Annotated in this window: 20 protein-coding genes; 11 read left to right on the top strand and 9 right to left on the bottom strand. The window is 62.8% G+C overall.

Translation table 11 applies throughout. The annotated features are described in order from the left end of the window. Nucleotides 1–9: 9 nt before the first annotated feature. From NKJ00_RS15350 to NKJ00_RS15330, 5 genes are all read right to left on the bottom strand, one after another. Nucleotides 10–519, bottom strand: coding sequence for a metallophosphoesterase family protein (locus tag NKJ00_RS15350; RefSeq protein WP_352630253.1), 510 nt, complete (start codon nucleotides 517–519; stop codon nucleotides 10–12). Then, nucleotides 492–644 carry a metallophosphoesterase family protein gene (locus NKJ00_RS15345; protein WP_352552711.1) on the bottom strand — a complete coding sequence of 51 codons (153 nt, stop codon included), beginning with the start codon at nucleotides 642–644 and terminating at the stop codon, nucleotides 492–494. The genes NKJ00_RS15350 and NKJ00_RS15345 overlap by 28 nt, the downstream gene beginning before the upstream one ends. A 7-nt stretch (nucleotides 645–651) precedes the next feature. Continuing rightward, entirely contained in the window at nucleotides 652–1,953 is a 1,302-nt protein-coding gene (gene purB, locus NKJ00_RS15340; protein WP_128303286.1) for an adenylosuccinate lyase, read from the bottom strand. Nucleotides 1,954–2,012: 59 nt separating this feature from the next. Next, nucleotides 2,013–2,426, bottom strand: a complete 414-nt coding sequence (locus NKJ00_RS15335; protein ID WP_128303287.1) for a hypothetical protein — start codon at nucleotides 2,424–2,426, stop codon at nucleotides 2,013–2,015. A 107-nt stretch (nucleotides 2,427–2,533) separates the two neighbouring features. Next, a complete protein-coding gene (locus NKJ00_RS15330; RefSeq protein ID WP_352630250.1) occupies nucleotides 2,534–3,259 on the bottom strand; it encodes a DUF2259 domain-containing protein in 726 nt (241 codons plus the stop codon). A gap of 128 nt (nucleotides 3,260–3,387) precedes the next feature. On the opposite strand from NKJ00_RS15330, the gene NKJ00_RS15325 reads away from it, so the two are divergent. Beyond that, complete coding sequence (locus NKJ00_RS15325) at nucleotides 3,388–3,642, top strand: DUF2171 domain-containing protein (protein ID WP_352610574.1); 255 nt, start codon at nucleotides 3,388–3,390, stop codon at nucleotides 3,640–3,642. 9 nt (nucleotides 3,643–3,651) lie between these two features. On the opposite strand, the gene NKJ00_RS15320 is transcribed toward NKJ00_RS15325, so the two are convergent. Both NKJ00_RS15320 and NKJ00_RS15315 read right to left on the bottom strand, forming a co-directional pair. Then, on the bottom strand, nucleotides 3,652–4,677 hold the full coding sequence (locus tag NKJ00_RS15320) for a P1 family peptidase (RefSeq protein ID WP_352610575.1): 1,026 nt from the start codon (nucleotides 4,675–4,677) through the stop codon (nucleotides 3,652–3,654). Then, nucleotides 4,677–5,750: a branched-chain amino acid ABC transporter substrate-binding protein gene (locus NKJ00_RS15315; protein ID WP_352610577.1), complete on the bottom strand. Its 1,074-nt coding sequence runs from the start codon at nucleotides 5,748–5,750 to the stop codon at nucleotides 4,677–4,679. The genes NKJ00_RS15320 and NKJ00_RS15315 overlap by 1 nt, the downstream gene beginning before the upstream one ends. Nucleotides 5,751–5,929: 179 nt before the next feature. On the opposite strand from NKJ00_RS15315, the gene NKJ00_RS15310 reads away from it, so the two are divergent. The 7 genes from NKJ00_RS15310 to NKJ00_RS15280 all read left to right on the top strand — a co-directional run bounded on the left by NKJ00_RS15310 (nucleotide 5,930) and on the right by NKJ00_RS15280 (nucleotide 12,601). After that, nucleotides 5,930–6,457, top strand: coding sequence for a flavin reductase (locus NKJ00_RS15310; protein ID WP_027036962.1), 528 nt, complete (start codon nucleotides 5,930–5,932; stop codon nucleotides 6,455–6,457). Further along, nucleotides 6,454–7,383 (top strand): AAA family ATPase, encoded by a 930-nt coding sequence (locus NKJ00_RS15305; protein ID WP_352440161.1) that lies wholly within the window; start codon nucleotides 6,454–6,456, stop codon nucleotides 7,381–7,383. Before NKJ00_RS15310 ends, NKJ00_RS15305 begins: the two co-directional genes overlap by 4 nt. 3 nt (nucleotides 7,384–7,386) lie before the next feature. Continuing rightward, complete coding sequence (locus tag NKJ00_RS15300; protein ID WP_352610579.1) at nucleotides 7,387–8,631, top strand: vWA domain-containing protein; 1,245 nt, start codon at nucleotides 7,387–7,389, stop codon at nucleotides 8,629–8,631. A gap of 60 nt (nucleotides 8,632–8,691) precedes the next feature. Beyond that, a complete protein-coding gene (locus NKJ00_RS15295; RefSeq protein ID WP_128303293.1) occupies nucleotides 8,692–9,030 on the top strand; it encodes an XdhC family protein in 339 nt (112 codons plus the stop codon). A gap of 65 nt (nucleotides 9,031–9,095) precedes the next feature. Continuing rightward, nucleotides 9,096–9,833 carry an XdhC family protein gene (locus NKJ00_RS15290; protein WP_352610581.1) on the top strand — a complete coding sequence of 246 codons (738 nt, stop codon included), beginning with the start codon at nucleotides 9,096–9,098 and terminating at the stop codon, nucleotides 9,831–9,833. Between the two features lie 66 nt (nucleotides 9,834–9,899). Beyond that, nucleotides 9,900–11,510: an NTP transferase domain-containing protein gene (locus NKJ00_RS15285; RefSeq protein WP_352610583.1), complete on the top strand. Its 1,611-nt coding sequence runs from the start codon at nucleotides 9,900–9,902 to the stop codon at nucleotides 11,508–11,510. Nucleotides 11,511–11,749: 239 nt separating this feature from the next. Continuing rightward, nucleotides 11,750–12,601 carry an alpha/beta hydrolase family protein gene (locus tag NKJ00_RS15280; protein WP_352610585.1) on the top strand — a complete coding sequence of 284 codons (852 nt, stop codon included), beginning with the start codon at nucleotides 11,750–11,752 and terminating at the stop codon, nucleotides 12,599–12,601. Nucleotides 12,602–12,630: 29 nt separating this feature from the next. Here the strand turns inward: NKJ00_RS15280 and NKJ00_RS15275 are convergent, their stop codons facing one another. Continuing rightward, nucleotides 12,631–13,683 carry a DUF1176 domain-containing protein gene (locus NKJ00_RS15275; RefSeq protein ID WP_352630248.1) on the bottom strand — a complete coding sequence of 351 codons (1,053 nt, stop codon included), beginning with the start codon at nucleotides 13,681–13,683 and terminating at the stop codon, nucleotides 12,631–12,633. A 137-nt stretch (nucleotides 13,684–13,820) separates the two neighbouring features. On the opposite strand from NKJ00_RS15275, the gene NKJ00_RS15270 reads away from it, so the two are divergent. After that, entirely contained in the window at nucleotides 13,821–14,327 is a 507-nt protein-coding gene (locus NKJ00_RS15270) for a DUF1993 domain-containing protein (protein WP_352630246.1), read from the top strand. Nucleotides 14,328–14,382: 55 nt separating this feature from the next. On the opposite strand, the gene NKJ00_RS15265 is transcribed toward NKJ00_RS15270, so the two are convergent. Next, complete coding sequence (locus NKJ00_RS15265; RefSeq protein ID WP_023810361.1) at nucleotides 14,383–14,547, bottom strand: hypothetical protein; 165 nt, start codon at nucleotides 14,545–14,547, stop codon at nucleotides 14,383–14,385. Nucleotides 14,548–14,940: 393 nt separating this feature from the next. Between NKJ00_RS15265 and NKJ00_RS15260 the strand changes: the two genes are divergently transcribed. After that, nucleotides 14,941–15,396, top strand: a complete 456-nt coding sequence (locus NKJ00_RS15260) for a hypothetical protein (RefSeq protein ID WP_352440168.1) — start codon at nucleotides 14,941–14,943, stop codon at nucleotides 15,394–15,396. Nucleotides 15,397–15,511: 115 nt separating this feature from the next. Then, nucleotides 15,512–16,579, top strand: a complete 1,068-nt coding sequence (locus NKJ00_RS15255) for an aldo/keto reductase (RefSeq protein WP_128303300.1) — start codon at nucleotides 15,512–15,514, stop codon at nucleotides 16,577–16,579. Nucleotides 16,580–16,630: the final 51 nt, after the last annotated feature.

Genomic DNA, 16,630 nt, shown 5'->3' with positions numbered 1-16,630 from the left:
TCGGCCCAGTCATAACTGACCGCGTGATGGCTGAACGACCATTCTCCGCGCTTGCGTGGCGAGGGCGTAGCGGGCATGCGGGCTGCCGGTCACGGTAAGGCCGGGAAACGCCTGAACACCGACGCTGCCGGGATTTAGGATCGTCTGGCGGTCGGAAAGCCGCACGACGCGCGGCGTATGGGTGTGGCCGCACAAGGTCAGCCCGGCATCGATGCTGCCGAGCTTGTGTCTGATTTCTTTTTGATTGGATGGATAGAAGTGATTGCCGCCGTCTTCCTCGAGCAGGAACGTCTCGTCGTCGCTGGGGCTGCCGTGGCAGAGCAGAATTTCAGGGGCGAGCGTCAGGGCAATCGGCAATGCCAAAAGCCAAGCCAATGACGTCTGGGAGAGGCAATGGTGGGTAAAGGCATCGACGTCTTCCAGCCCGGAAGCCGGCGGCTCGATCAGCACACGGTCGTGATTGCCGCGCACGGTCGGCCAGTTCTGTGCAATCAAATATTGCGCGGTTTCTTCGGCCATAGCGGCCCGGAGAGACAATCACCCAGATTGACGATGATGTCGGGAGAATTGTCCTTGATCCGCGCATGAACCGCTTCAAGCGCGCGCAGATTCCCGTGAATGTCGGAAAGGACAGCCAGTCGCATGGAAATCCTATCCGAACACCCGCTTGAAGATCGTGTCGACATGCTTGGTGTGATAGCCCAGGTCGAATTTCTCGCGGATCTCGGCTTCCGGCAGCGCTGCGGTCACTTCCTTGTCGGACAGTAATTCCTCAAGAAAATCAGCGCCTTGCTCCCACACTCTCATGGCGTTGCGCTGCACCAGCCGGTAGGAGTCTTCGCGCGACAGGCCCGCCTGCGTCAGCGCCAGCATGACGCGCTGCGAATGCACGAGGCCGCGGAACTTGTTCATGTTCTTCAGCATGTTGTCGGGATAGACGAGCAGCTTGTCGATGACGCCGGTCAGCCGTGACAGCGCGAAATCGAGCGTCACGGTGGCGTCCGGGCCGATCATGCGCTCGACCGAGGAGTGCGAGATGTCGCGCTCGTGCCAGAGCGCCACATTCTCCATCGCCGGCAGCGCCATCGAACGCACCATGCGGGCAAGGCCGGTGAGGTTCTCGGTCAGCACCGGGTTGCGCTTGTGCGGCATGGCCGACGAGCCTTTCTGGCCCGGCGAAAAATACTCTTCCGCTTCCAGCACTTCGGTGCGCTGCAAATGCCGGATCTCGATCGACAGCCGCTCGACCGACGAGGCGATGACGCCGAGCGTGGCAAAGAACATCGCGTGACGGTCGCGCGGGATCACTTGCGTCGAAACCGGCTCGGGCTTCAGGCCGAGCTTCGCCGCCACATGTTCCTCGACATAGGGGTCGATGTTGGCGAAGGTGCCGACCGCCCCGGAGATCGCACAGGTGGCGATGTCCTCCCGCGCGTGCACCAACCGCTCGCGGCAGCGCGAGAACTCGGCATAGGCCTGCGCCAGCTTGACGCCGAAGGTGGTCGGCTCGGCATGGATGCCATGGCTGCGGCCGATGGTGACCGTGTCCTTGTGCTCGAAGGCGCGGCGCTTGAGCGCTGCAAGCAGACCATCGATGTCGGCGAGCAGGATGTCGCTGGCGCGGGTAAGCTGCACCGCAAAGCAGGTGTCGAGAACGTCGGACGAGGTCATGCCCTGATGGATGAAGCGGGCGTCCGGCCCGACGAATTCGGCAAGATGGGTGAGGAAGGCGATCACGTCATGCTTGGTAACGCGCTCGATCTCGTCGATCGCCTCGACATCGAATTTTGCCGCCCCGCCCTTTTCCCAGATGGTTTTTGCCGCTTCCCTGGGGATGACGCCGAGTTCGGCCAGCGCGTCGCATGCATAGGCTTCGATCTCGAACCAGATGCGGAACCGGGTTTCTGGCGACCAGATGGCGACCATTTCCGGCCGGGAATAGCGAGGGATCATCGGTCAGTCCTGACATATCGAGAAGTTTGCCCGCGTCCTAACAGAGGCGAGCAAAATGCTCAACGCCGCTGGCGCGCAAACCAGACGCCCGCGGCAAACAGAGCGATGAAACCAACTGGAAAATAGAGCCGGATGCCCAGCACCACGAACTGATAAAGCGCAATCAACGTCGTGAAGACGAACTGGAGGACCCAGGTGCGGGTGAAAGCAGGCGCATGCCACTCGGCATAGTAGGAGCGGTACTGCAGGGCAAACAGCCCGGCGGTCAGGCCGATCGTCGCCGCGGCTAGGCACACGAAGGCCGCGGCAAAGGCGACTTCCCAGCGTCTTCCCTGCGAAACCAGCCGCGCCGCGAACAGGCCGATAGGAAAGGCCAGCGCAGCTCCCACCGCGAACAGTACGGTGACAATGCGGATTTTCGCCGGCGTCTCCCAGTCGTCCAACAACAGGGTGACGAGCGCACTGGCGCCCATCGTCGTGGCCCATAGCAAGGCGCCATAAAACGCAGTGCGCGGCGTCGGTATAGCGCGGCGAAGGCGGTTCAGCGAACGATCGCGCGGGGCGGGTGGGACAAGCGGTGTCACAGGCGGCCGGTCACCGCGATCCAGCGAAAGTCCGGGCCTTCTATGCCGTACTGGCGCACCGCGATCAGCACGGCATAGGCGCTGAGACTGTCCATCGAAAAGGTCTGCACGGCGCCGATGCGGTAGCCGTTCGGGCAACCCCGGCTTTTCGGTATCGCCTTATCCTCGTGCAGCAGCTTGGTGGTGCCACCATCCTGCGCCTCGATGCGCAGCAGCCGGAAGCCGTTGATCTCGCCCTGGCTCTCGCAGCCCTTGGTGTTGTTCATGCCGATCTCGTCGAGCCGGAACTCGAGCGGTGGGTCGACCGGCGAAAAGATCGGGCGCGGATTGACCGCCATCCGGTGCGGATCCGCCGAAAGCTCGGTCACCGGGTTGAAACCCGCGGTGATGCCGCGATTGGCGCTCAGCTCGGCCTGACTGACAATGGCTTCGCCTTTTTGCCGGGCCTGAAGGCGCGCCGCATCCAGTTTGGCATTCTCGTCCTCAAGCCGGACCCGGATCGGCGTGCCCTTGAGAAAGCTGTCGGTGCTGGTGTCGATGTAGTAGCGGTTGGCATAGGGAAAACCCGATCCATCCTGCACGCCATATTCCTCGAAAGCAAAGACGCTGCCGTCCTTGGTGAAGCCGAGGATTTCAAGTTCGGCGACATCGCCGGCATGAGCCGCGATCGAGGTGGCAAACTGTGCAAGCAGGCCAACGGCAAACAGAAAGAGCATTCGCATCGGTCTTCACCCCCGTGATCGTCTCAATCCCCTAGCACGCCGAAATCAAAACGTCGTGCGGTGCGAAAGCCGATGCATCCAATCGGCCCGTCATTTGTTATGGTCGGCAGTCCCAATGGAGAACCACCATGACCGGCACCAGCAAAATTCGCGAGCATATGGAAGTTGTCGGCGCCGACGGCGTGCATGTCGGCACTGTCGACAAGGTCGATGGCCAGCGCATCAAGCTGACCAAGGCCGATAGCGGCGAGGGCGCTCACAAGGGCCATCATCACTATATTCCCCTGAGCCTGATTGCCGAAGTCGACGGGAAGAAGGTCTGGCTGTCGGCGAATTCCGATGTTGCGGTGACGTTCGAGGAAGAAAAGTCCGATCGGGTCTGATTGATCGCTTCACCTCAGGCGTGACGACCAGACCGGAAACAGATCGTTTTCGGCAGGCGTTGCCGCATAGACGCCGCGACTGATGGCGCGCGCCATGGTGGCGCCGGCGGCGGCGTAGAGATCGATTGCCGCATCGGCGGAGAGTTCGATACCGCTCGTGCCGGTCGCCAGCGCGAACACAAGATCGCCATCGGCCGGTGTGTGCGTCGGCCATATGGCGCGCACGAACCCGTCATGCGCCGATATCGCCAGGCGCTTGGCGGCAGCTTTTGTGAGCACCGCATCGGTGGCAATGACGGCGATGGTGGTGTTGCCGCCGGTCTCCATCTGCCTGCCAACATGCTTGTTGCGGTGTTTCAAAAGAATCTGTTTCGCATCGTCCGGCATCGGCGTGGGGTAACCAAGCCCGCCGAATTCGCCGCCGATCTCGAACGGTGCTGCCCAGAAATGGCGGGTTCGGCTGACGGTTACCGAGCCCGTCGGATTGACGGCGGCCAGCGCGCCGATGGTGACGCCGCTATCCAGCAGCGTCGAGGCGGAGCCGAGGCCGCCCTTTAGCCCCGAGGTCAGCGCACCGGTGCCGGCACCGATCGTGCCGAGTTGGAAATCGGCGGTGGCGGTTTGCGCCGCCTCATAGCCAAGCTCACGGTAGGGCGGATAACGGCCCCAATCCTTGTCGCCGCCATTGCGCAGGTCGAACAGGATCGCCGACGGCACGATCGGCACGCGAAAGCCACCGACCTCGATGCCGATGCCGCGTTCGCGCAACGCCGCCTGCACGCCGGATGCCGCGTCGAGGCCGAAAGCCGAACCGCCTGAAAGCACCACGGCGTGCACCACATCGACCGAATTGTGCGGTTCGAGCAGGTCTGTCTCGCGCGTGCCCGGCGCGCCGCCCAGGATCTGAACGCCAGCCACTGTCGGCGTGTCGCAAAGCACGGTCGTGACGCCGGACTTCAGGCTGGCGTCGGACGCATTGCCGACGCGCAGGCCGGCAACGTCGGTGATCAGGTTGCGTGGGCCGGTGCGAAACATCAGTTGCTTTCCAAGGGCGCAAAGCGCGTGCCGTCGAAACGGAAGACGCGGTAAGGGCTCTGGCTGAGGTCGCCTTTGGCATCAAAGCGGATCGGCCCGATCGCCGTGGTGAAATCCTGTCCGGTCAGGGCTTCAGCCAATGGCTTGCCCGAGCTTTCGGACAAGCTTGATGCCGCCTTGGCGATTTCGACCGCGGCGTAGGCGGGCAGCGCATAGCCGTCGGGCACGATCTTCCTAGCGTCAAATGCCGCCAGCACTTTTGGATCGGCGACATCGGCCCATTCAGGCGGTGCGATCATCAGCGTGCCCACGGCATAGGGCACGTCGCCCGGCGGTGTGCGGAGATTTTCGCCGCCGGCAAAGACGATGCCAGCCTGAAGCTGTGCGGCATCGCGGCCCATGATGGCGATGTCGTCGCCGTCGCCGCCAGCAAAGACATGCGTCGCGCCGGCCTTCTTCAGCCGGCCGATCATGCCGATCTGGTTGTCGAGCTGTGGCCGGAACGTGTCTGTGAATACCGGCCTCAGCGCTGCCTGTTCGGCCGCTGCCCGCAACGTCTCGGCGATCTCACGGCCGTAGATGGTGCCGTCGTCGATGATGGCGAACAGCTCGTTCTGCCACAGATGGGTAAGGGCGGAGGCGACGGTGTTGCGCTCATCGTCGCCGCGTGGCCCGAGGCGATAGACCGGCCAGCCGGTCTTGGCGCGGCGGTCGGTCAGACTTTCGGTTCGCACGCCAACGGTGATGGCCGGAATGTTGGCGTCCTTGAGGATAGGCATCGCCGCTTCGATCGCTTCGGTGCAGAGAAAGCCGACCACGATGTTGACCTTGGCGGCTGCGAATTCCCTGGCCGCGGCAGCGCCACCATCGGCGGTGCAGGCGTCATCCACCGTCTTCAGTTCGATGCCGTTCGCTTCGGCCGCCAGGCCGGTCCCGGCCTCGATCTGCTTGCCGAGAATGGCAGATGGTCCCGATAGCGGTGCCGCGACGCCGACGAGCAGCGTCTGGGCATCCGCGGCACTGGCCAGAAACAGCCAGAACAGCGCCGCTATTGTTCTTGTCCTGGGTCGCATTCGAGCGATGGGTCCCTCCGTGCCGGCTCTATGCTCCCGGCACTATTGCCGCCAAGACCTAAAGGCTGCCCGGCCTTGGTGCAACACGCGAATTTCGGGATATGGCTCAGGCACTTCGCTTGTGGCGGGCTATGTCTGGCCATATATGTCGGTAGGATCCTGACCATGGAAAATTTACGGTGCTGAAGAAGAACGACATTGGGCCGCAGGCCTATCGCGATGCGATGAGCCACTTTGCCGGCCACGTCCATGTGGTCACCACCGACGGGCCGGCCGGCAAGCGCGGCACGACGGTGATCGCCGCCTGTTCGGTGTCGGACACGCCGCCGACCATCCTGGTCTGTCTCAACCGCGAAAATGCCAAGAATGAGCTGTTCGTGAAAAACGGCAGGTTTGCCCTGAACACGCTGGCCTCGCACCAGGAGCCGCTGTCGGTCGGCTTTTCCGGCATCACCGGCCTGCCGGTCGAGGAACGTTTCGCGCTTGGCGAATGGGATGTGATCTCCACCGGCGCGCCGACCCTGAAAGGCGCGCTTGCCGTGTTCGACTGCGAATTGATCGACACCAAGGATCTGGCCACCCATCGTGTGCTTTTTGGCAAGGTGACAGGTCTGCGTATGGGCGATAATTTGCGGCCGCTGATCTATCACGCCCGCGGCTACCACGTACTGGAAAGCGGAGCGGCGGCGTTCACGGAGAAAGAATGACCGAGCTGAAACCGCGCGCCGCGCCACGGACGATCGACGAGACGCTCGATCTCCTGACCGGTGCGGACTATGTGGCGGACCGGTCGCTGGCGACCGTGCTGTTCCTGTCGTTGCGTATGAAGCGGCCGCTTTTCCTCGAGGGCGAGGCCGGCGTCGGCAAGACCGAGATCGCCAAGGTGTTGGCACAGGCGCTCGGCCGCCGGCTGATCCGCCTGCAGTGCTATGAAGGCCTCGACGTCTCGTCCGCCGTCTATGAGTGGAACTACGCCGCGCAGATGATCGAGATCCGCATGGAGGAGGCGGCCGGCGAGGTCGAGCGCTCCGCCATGGAGCGCAACGTCTTTTCCGAAAAATACCTGATCCGCCGCCCGGTGCTCGATGCGCTGACCGGAAAGACGGGCGCTGCCCCGGTTTTCCTGATCGATGAGCTCGACCGCACCGACGAGGCCTTCGAGGCCTTCCTGCTCGAAATCCTGTCCGATTTCCAGGTGACGGTGCCCGAACTCGGCACCATCAAGGCGGAAGAACCACCGATCGTCATCATCACCACCAATCGCACCCGCGAAATCCACGATGCGCTGAAGCGGCGCTGCCTTTATCACTGGGTCGACTATCCCAATGCCGAGCGCGAGCTGGAGATCGTGCGCCGCAAGGTGCCGCAGGCCAACCAGCGCCTTTCGGCCGAAGTGGTCTCCTTCATCCAGAAGCTGCGCCAGATCGAGCTGTTCAAGGTGCCGGGCGTCGCCGAAACCATCGACTGGGCCGGCGCGCTGACCGAGCTCGACAAGGTGGCGCTCGATCCTGAAACCGTCTCCGACACGATCGGCGTGCTGTTGAAATACCAGGACGACATTGCCCGCATCGAACAGGGCGAAGGCCGGCGCATCCTCAACGAGGTGAAGGCCGAGCTTTCGGCGGCGGAGTAGGCGATGCTACGCCCCGAGCCAAAAGAGGCCATGCCGCACGGGCGAATCGCCGACAACATCGTCTATTTTGCCCGCACCTTGCGCAAGGCGGGCATGCGGGTCGGGCCGGCCTCGGTCAAGGACGCCATCGAGGCGGTGCTCGCCGCGGGCATTGGTTCGCGCGACGATTTCTACTGGACGCTGCACGCCGTGCTGGTGTCGCGGCATGAGGATCACGCCATTTTCGACGAAGCCTTCCGGCTGTTCTGGAAGTCGCGCGAACTGATCGAAAAGATGCTGGCTATGTTTTCGCCGGTGGCACCCGACACCAGGGAAAAGCAGAAGCCACGCGCCGCTGAAAACCGGGTCAGCCAGGCGATGTTCGAGGGCCACCAGAAGAACCAGCCGCCACAGGAAATTCCCGAGATCGAGGTCGACGCCCGCTTCACCTTTTCCGGCAACGAGGTGCTGCGGGCCAAGGATTTTGCCCAGATGAACGCCGCCGAGATGGCCGACGCCAAGAAGGCGATCGCGCAGTTGCGGTTGCCTTTCGACATGGTGCGGACCCGGCGCTTCAAGGCCGATGCGCATGGCCGCCGCATCGATCCGCGCGCCATGATGCGTTCGGCTGCGCGCACCGGCGGCGAGCTGATTCTGCCGAAGTTCCGTTCGCCGCGCGAGGTTCACCCGCCGCTGGTGGTGCTGGCCGATATTTCCGGCTCGATGAGCCAGTACACGCGCATCTTCCTGCATTTCCTGCATGCGCTGACTGAAAAAAGGCGTCGCGTGCACACCTTCGTCTTCGGCACCCGGCTCACCAACCTGACCCGGCAGATGCGCCATCGCGACCCGGATGCAGCCCTTGCCGACTGTTCGGCGGCGGTCAGGGACTGGTCGGGCGGCACCCGCATCGGTGACACGCTGGCCGAATTCAACCTGGTATGGTCGCGGCGTGTGCTGGGGCAGGGCGCGGTCGTGCTTCTGATCACCGACGGGCTGGAGCGCGACGATGTCGCCGGCCTGTCAGAAGAAATGGAACGCCTGCACAAATCCTGCCGGCGTCTGATCTGGCTGAACCCGTTGCTGCGCTTCGACGGCTTCCAGGCGCGCGCCCGCGGCGTCAAGACGATGCTGCCGCATGTCGACGAGTTCCGCTCGGTGCACAATCTCGACGCGCTCGCCGATCTCTGCGCGTCGCTGGACAAGAAGTCGGCACAATCCGTCGATCCGCGCCGATGGCTGGAAGCTGGCGCGAGGCACGCCGCATAACCATATCTTTCCCATCCGGAAAACAGATCCCGAGAAAAACAGACTTCTGGAGAAACGGTCATGGAAAACAGCATTTATCTGGATGAGGCCCGCGACCCGCTGATCATTGCGGAGGGCTGGATGAAGGACGGCAAGGACGTGGCCATCGCGACTGTGGTCGAGACCTGGGGTTCGGCGCCCCGACCCATAGGCAGCCATCTGGTCATTGATGCCGACGGCAATTTCCACGGCTCCGTTTCCGGCGGCTGCGTCGAAGGCGCTGTGGTCAGCGAGGCCATCGACGTCATCGACAGCGGCAAGGCCAGGATGCTGGAGTTCGGTGTTGCCGATGAAACCGCATGGCAGGTCGGCTTGTCCTGTGGCGGTCGCATCAAGGTGTACGTGGAAAGACTGGGCTAGAGCATGATCCCAAAAAGTGGGACCCGGTTTTTGGACAAGATCATGCTCGGACAAGAGATTTCCTGATGGATCCCTACGCCTTAAAAACTTTGAACGCCGAACGACGCGCTCGCCGTGCGGCGATCCTTGTCACCGATCTCGGTGACGGCCGCGACCGGATCGTGCGCGAGGGCGATCAGGTCGCCGGCGATCTTGGCGCCGCGATCGCCAGGGCGTTTCGCACAGGCAACTCCGGTTCGGTCGAAGCCGAGGGGCGGAATTTCTTTCTCAACGCGCATCTGCCGCAGCCGCGTCTGGTCGTGATTGGCGCTGTCCATATCAGCCAGGCGCTGGCGCCGATGGCCAGGATTGCCGGCTATCCCGTCGAGATCATCGACCCCCGCACCGCTTTCGCCACGCCGGACCGCTTTCCCGATGTGGCGCTTCATGCCGAATGGCCGGAGGATGTGCTGAAGCGCCAGCCGCTCGACAGCTACACCGCACTTGCCGCCGTCACCCATGACCCGAAGGTCGATGATTTCGCCCTGAAGGCCGCGCTCGACGCCAACTGTTTCTATGTCGGGGCGCTCGGTAGCAGGAAGACGCATGCCAAGCGGGTCGAACGCCTGCTGGCGCTGGGCGCGAGCGCCGATCAGATCGCCCGTATCCATGCGCCGATCGGGCTGGATATTGGTGCTGCCAGTCCGGCCGAGATCGCCGTTGCGGTGCTGGCCCAGGCGATCCATGCCTTCCGCTCGCGCGGTTTCGATGCCTCCGCATCGGCTCCAAAATCGAAATCGATTTTGGAAAAGCACGATGCGTAGATTCAAAGTAGTAGAGCGTCCTTTGCGCGTCCAAAAGGACGCGCGGCGCTCTACGGGCGCTGCGGCGTGAAATTCGGCCCGATCCCGATCGAGACCGCGGAAGGCGCGGTGCTGGCGCACTCCACCACCGCTGGTGAACGCCGCTTCCGCAAGGCGCACAGGCTCAGCGCCGAAGATGTGGCGCTGCTGCGGGCCGCCGGCATTTCGCAGGTCGTTGCAGCCGTGCTGGCTGCCGACGACCTCGGCGAGGATGCCGCCGCGCAGGAAATAGCTGAGAGCATGACCTTTCGCGGGATCGAGGCCAGGCCTGCCGCGACCGGGCGGGTCAACCTCCATGCCAAGGCGCCGGGCATCTTCACGGTCGATGCCGCTGCCATCGACGCCATCAATGCCATCGATCCCGCCATCACCATCGCCACGCTGGCGCAGCATGCGCCGGTCGAGAAAGGCCAGATGGTCGCGACGGTGAAGATCATTCCCTTCGCGGTCAGTTCAGCGCTGGTCGACGCCGCGACAAAAATTTGCGCCGGTGGTGAGATCTTTGCCGTCAACGCCTACCAGCCGGTGCGTGTCGGCGTCATCCAGACGGTTCTGCCGGGCATCAAGCCGAGTGTGCTGGACAAGACGTTGCGCGTCACCGAAGCGCGGCTGGCGCGCACCGGCGGCAGGCTGACGGCGGAGCGCCGCACGCCGCATGAGATCGCGTCGGTGGCGGAAGCCGCGGCCTCGCTGGCGCGCGACAACGACATGGTGGTGATCTTCGGCGCCTCGGCGATGAGCGATTTCGCCGATGTCGTTCCCGCCGCGATCGAGAAGGCGGGTGGTACTGTCATCCGCGCCGGCATGCCGGTCGATCCCGGCAATCTGCTGGTGTTGGGTATGCTCGACGGCAAGCGCGTCATCGGCGCTCCCGGCTGCGCCCGCAGCCCCAAGGAAAACGGCTTCGACTGGGTGCTCGACAGGCTGATCGCCGGTCTCGACGTGACCGCCAAGGATATTGCCGGCATGGGAGTAGGCGGGCTGCTAATGGAAATCCCGACGCGGCCGCAGCCGCGCGAACCGCTGCCGGCCATGAGCCAGCTCAAGGTCGGGATCGTGCTGCTGGCGGCGGGCCGGTCGAGCCGCATGGGTGGACCGAACAAGCTTTTGGCGCTGTTCGACGGCAAGCCGCTGGTGCGCCGCACCGCCGAGCGGGCGCTCGGCTCGAAGGCGTCTGGAACGATTGTCGTCACCGGCCATCAGCGCGAGCGGGTGCGCACGGCGCTGGCCGGCCTCGACGTGACCTTCGCCGACAATCCGGATTTTACCGAGGGCCTGTCCACCTCGCTGAAAGCCGGCATTGCCTATCTGCCGGGAGACGCCGCCGGTGTGATGATCGTTCTCGGCGACATGCCGGGTATCGCGTCCGACGACCTCGACAGGTTGATCGATACATTCCGCAAGGCCGGCGGCAATGCGGTGGTCCGTGCCTCGCATGACGGCAAGCGCGGCAACCCGGTGCTTTTGCCGCGCTCGCTGTTTCCGGCGATCGCCCATCTGGAAGGCGACACCGGTGCACGCCATCTGGTCGAGACCGAAGGGCTCGATGTCATCGATGTCGAGATCGGCGCGGCGGCGTCTGTCGATGTCGACACGCGCGAGGCGCTGGAAGGCGCTGGCGGCGTGCTGCAGGATTGACAAACCCAAGCCTAAAAACGCATGCCAGAGGGATGACTTCATCTTCCATGTTGGCGCTTTTACCCCCCTCTGGCCTGCCGGCCATCTCCCCCTCAAGGGGGGAGATTGGCAGCTTTGACGGCAGCTCACGTCCCGAAACCTTGGAGATTGGTGAAAGCAGAAGGCGCATCCAATCTCCCCCCTTGAGGGGGAGATGGCCGGCAGGCCAGAGGGGGGCGTGCCGCGCTTTCCTCACGGCAATGCTTTTCTTGTTTTCTTCAGCTGCCCACGCTGCCGCTCTCGAACTAAAACCCTTCAAGGACGATCTCTTCGCCTATCCGGCCACGCTGTCGTCCGACACCAATGGCGCCTATACCGTCATCGACTACCGCGAGATGCGCGATATCAACCAGCGTGACCAGGTGCCGGAGCGCCGGGTAAACGCCCAATACACCGACACCGGCGTCCGCAAGATGCAGCAGGATCTGTTGCTGAAAACCGATGCTGGCGATGTCAGGCATGTCGCCGTCGGTAAGACCGAGGGCGCCGGCATCATCGTGCTTTACCTGCACGGGCAGGGCGGCAGCCGCAAGCAAGGCGTCGACGACTTCACCTTCGGCGGCAATTTCAACCGGCTCAAGAACCTGATGGCCGGCAATGGCGGCCTCTATCTCAGCCCGGATTTTGCCGATTTCGGCGACAAGGGAGCAGCGCAGGTGGCAGCGCTGATCGGTCACTATGCCGAACAATCGCCAGGCGCGAAGATCTTCGTCGCCTGCGGCTCGATGGGCGGCGCGCTGTGCTGGAAGCTTGCCGCGCGCAAGGACATGGGCGGCCGCATCAGCGGCCTGCTGCTGCTCGGCTCGCTGTGGGATGAGAGCTTCTTCGCCAGCCCTGCTTTCAAGCGCCGGGTGCCGGTCTTTTTCGGCCAGGGCAGTCACGACGTGGTCTTCCCCGTGGCAAATCAGGAAGCATTCTTTCGCTCGATCCTGGCCAAATCGAAGACTTACCCGACCCATTTCGTTCGTTTCGAGACAGGCACCCATGGCACGCCGATCCGCATGACCGACTGGCGCGGCACGCTCAACTGGATGCTATCGAAGGCGCCCTGACAGGCGCTGCCTGCAAGCCCATGTGACGCTCAAGGCGCAGTGTTGTAGTCGACGACAGTCTCGGGGTTTTGCTCGCCGTCATAGGATGCATCGACGTCGTACTGGACCAGCGAGAAATTGCCGTTGCGAAACAGATACGTGCCGGCGTCGGAAGCATCGCCGACCCCGCGCCACTTGTTGAACGTGGTGATCGTCTGGGTGGCCTCGTCATAGTCGGAATTGACCGCCCAGCCGGACGTCTGGAAACCGATGATGGTCATGCCCAGCAATTTGCCGTTGCTGTCATTGTTCTCGTAGCGGATGTCCATCTTGGGTTCGGCGAATTGCAATTGCTGCACGCCCGATACCTCGTCGGTCATGTAGTAGACCGAGCTTTCATTGTAGGCGGCGGCCGAACAGGAAAAATGGAACAGTCGCGTCTCCTTGTCGGGGTCGCCAGGCTGCGCATCCTTGTCCTTGTATTTGATCGAAAAAACGGTCGGCTCATCGGCCAGGAACTGCTTGTCGCACTGGTCGCCATAGGTCGCCAGAAAGGCCTTCTTGGCCTGTTCCAGTGCGGTGTCCTTCTTCGGCGGTGGCGGTCCGTCGCCGCAGCCTGGCGGCAGCGCCTCTTCGAAATCGGCGGTGGAGGGTTTCAGCGCGCCTTTTTCGATATGGATTGGATCGAAGGGCGGCGCCGCCTGGATTTGGGCATTCACCTGGCGCAGCGTGTAGCAGCCGGCAAAGACCTTTTCGCCGCCGCTCTTGTCGGTGGCGCGGATGGCGACGGGGACGTTGTAGAAAATGCTGCCCGCCGCACCTTCGTCGGAAACCGACCCGATCTGGACTTCGACCTTGTCGGTGCCGTCATAGCCTTTGACGAAACTGTCGAAATCCTTTGCCGGCTTTGTATCGCCGAAATACCCCCATGCGCGGGCGAATTCGTGCCGGCTGATGGCGCTGTACAGCGAACGGACAACCGCATCGGCGCTCGACCGATCGTCGATATAGGGCGCTTCGGGGGCATCGTCGGCGGCCAATACCGTCTGGCCGATCGGTGCCAGGGAGAGAAAGGCAGTCGCTGCGAAAAGGGCGCGTCTCATCGGGAACCTCCGCTCGATAGAGGATTCTACGACGGCGATTGCGGCAACGTGGTGACGCAGCGTCGGCGGTCTTGAAAAATCCTGCGCGAAGGCGCTACGTGGCGTCCGCCGGCGTTCGGCCGGACAGGATATTTGACGTGACGATATCGATGTATGAGGCATCCGTGCCGGTGTTTGCAGCCAGGCTGAAAGCGCTTTCCAATGTGCTGGCGACCGCCGAACAGAATGCGCTTGACCGCAAGATCGATCCGCAGGTGTTTTTGACCTCTCGGCTGGCGCCCGACATGTACGCTCTGACGCGGCAGGTGCAGATCGCCACCGATCATGCCAAGGGCGCGCCGTCGCGGCTCGCCGGCCGCGAAGTGCCGAAATACGAAGACAATGAGGCGAGTTTCGCCGATGTCCAGGCTCGCATCACGAAAACCCTGGACCTTCTGGCGTCATTTTCGGCTGCCGAGTTCGACGGCTCCGACGACAAGATCATCGAATTGAAGCTCGGCGGGCGCGAAAGCTCTATGCCCGGCATGCAGTATCTGCTGCATGTAGCCATGCCCAACTTCTATTTCCATCTCACCACGGCTTACGACATCCTTCGCCACAACGGCGTGCCGTTGGGCAAGGCGACGTTCCTGGGATCGCGCTAAGGAATTGAGTTTTTTGGAGATGTCCTGGATCGATCCGGGACATCTCCGGAAGTACCTAGCGAATGGACATTTCGCGGGCGATGCGGGGGAAGTCGGCCGGCTTGATCCCGATGTCGGCGCGGTCGGCATTGCTCATCGAATGAAGCAGCGCGAGCGCCGAGCGGTATCTCAGATGCTCCTGCGGCCGCGGCCGGGCGAACATTTCAGTGAAGAAACCCATGATTCAAGCCCCAAATTGGTCCTCCACGGCTGCCAATATAGGTGAATCGTGACAATTGTGCAGTGCAGCATTTGCATATCTGCCATGTCTTGGCGAATTTTCGCCATTTTCTGCAACCCGATGAAACTTTTGACTGATGCGCATCGTAGCCTCGAATGCTGGCTACATGGCTGGTTTTTCCTCGCCACTCCTGGCGAATTCCGGACTGCATGAAAATGCAGTCCGGCTTTTGTTTCTGGGATTGCGGTCACAAGCGGTAGATGAGGCGACGGCTAAATTCGTTAAGATCGGTGCCATGCATTTTTAACGAGCCGGTTCTATGCTTCTATACCCGAATGGTCGGGCGAGGGGGAGGCTGACATCGCTACTGGCGCCAAGCGGGATTTCGCTTCGTTGCTCGACGACCTCTTCATCGCCCCCGGCAAGAATGGCGAGGGCGAAGAGGCCGGCGCTCGTCCATCCATCCCGTTCGACTATCTTTCGGTGGCCGATGAACTCCATTCCGGCCGCATCAAGGTTTCCGCTGCCGAATATCGCGAGGCGGGCGCGGATCTGGCGACCGAATTCGCCGCCTTGCTCGATCATGCCAGGCTGGCTCTCGCCGGCGAAGAGCCAAAGCCCGAGGAGAAACTGCCGCCGATTGATCCCGAAGCCATCGCCGTGGAACTCGGCCTCAATCAGCCCAAGCAGGTCGCCGATTTCGGCCGCATGCGCCGCAGCTTTGCCTTTGCCAACCACCCCGACCGTGTCGCCCCGCATCTGCGCCAGCGCGCCATGATCCGCATGCAAGTGGCCAACATGCTGATCGACGAGGCCAAGCGCCGTGCATTGGCAGGTGCTCGCCGCTAACCCGGCTGGTTCACGCAAAAGTCGCTCTGGCGAGGCTTGGAGAGCGGCTCTGCTTTGCCTATAGATGCGGCTTCCTCCGCGCAGTCGCGCCAGCCTTCCTCCGGAGCCGAATTCCATGCACAAGCGTCGTCTCGGTCGGACCGATCTTCTTGTTACCCAGATCTGCCTGGGCTCCATGACCTGGGGCCAGCAGAACACCGAGGCCGAAGGCCACGCCCAGATGGACCTGGCGTTCTCGCGCGGCGTCAATTTCATCGATACCGCCGAGCTCTACCCGATCCCGCCCAAGGCGGAGACGCAAGGGTGGACCGAAAAGATCATCGGCAGCTGGATGAAAGCCAAGGGCAACCGCGACAAGGTAATCCTTGCCTCGAAGGTCGTCGGCCGCACGGCCAACAGCTGGTTTCGCGGCGACAGGCCGTCGCAACTGGTGCGCGCCGATATCTTTGACGCCATCGACAAGTCGCTGGCCAAGCTCGGCACCGACTATATCGACCTCTATCAGATCCACTGGCCGGAGCGGGATATCCCCTGGGGCGCCAACCCGACGCGCGTCGGCGCCGTGTCGCCGCGCGCCGATTCCGTCGGCGCACCGGCCGACGAAACGCCGGTCGCCGAGACGCTTGCCGTGTTCGACGAACTGGTGAAGGCAGGAAAGATACGCCATTTCGGCCTGTCGAACGAGAGTTCCTGGGGCGTGATGCGGTTCCTTGCCGAAGCCGACAAGGACATCGGCCCGCGCGTCGCGTCGATCCAGAACGCCTACAATCTCGTCAACCGCACCTTCGAGGTGAACCTCGCCGAGGTCTGCGAGCGCGAGCAAGTGTCGCTGCTGCCCTATTCGCCGCTGGCACAGGGATACCTGACTGGCAAATACGACCATGGCGCGCGGCCTCAGGGCTCGCGCACGCAGCTATTCAACCGCGGCCAGCGCTACGAGACGCCAGGTGCTGCCGAAGCACAACTTGAATACAATGAGCTGGCGCGCTCCTTTGACCTGGAGCCGGCACTGTTTGCCAATGCCTATGTCTCAAGCCGGCCGTTCGTAACCTCCAACATCGTCGGCGCAACGACGCTTTCGCAGCTCGACATGGCGCTGTCTTCCGTCGATGTCGTCTGGACCGAAGAAATGCAGAAGGCGGTGGATGCGATCCATCAGCGGGTCGGTAATCCCTGTCCTTGAACGGGGATTGGCCGCTGGCCGAATCCAATGATTACAATGGGAGAAGGGCAA

The sequence above is a fragment of the Mesorhizobium sp. M0227 genome (genome assembly GCF_040321855.1).
Taxonomy (GTDB): domain Bacteria; phylum Pseudomonadota; class Alphaproteobacteria; order Rhizobiales; family Rhizobiaceae; genus Mesorhizobium.
Note: the sequence above shows the minus strand (reverse complement) of the source record. Positions and strands in the feature narration are given on the sequence as shown.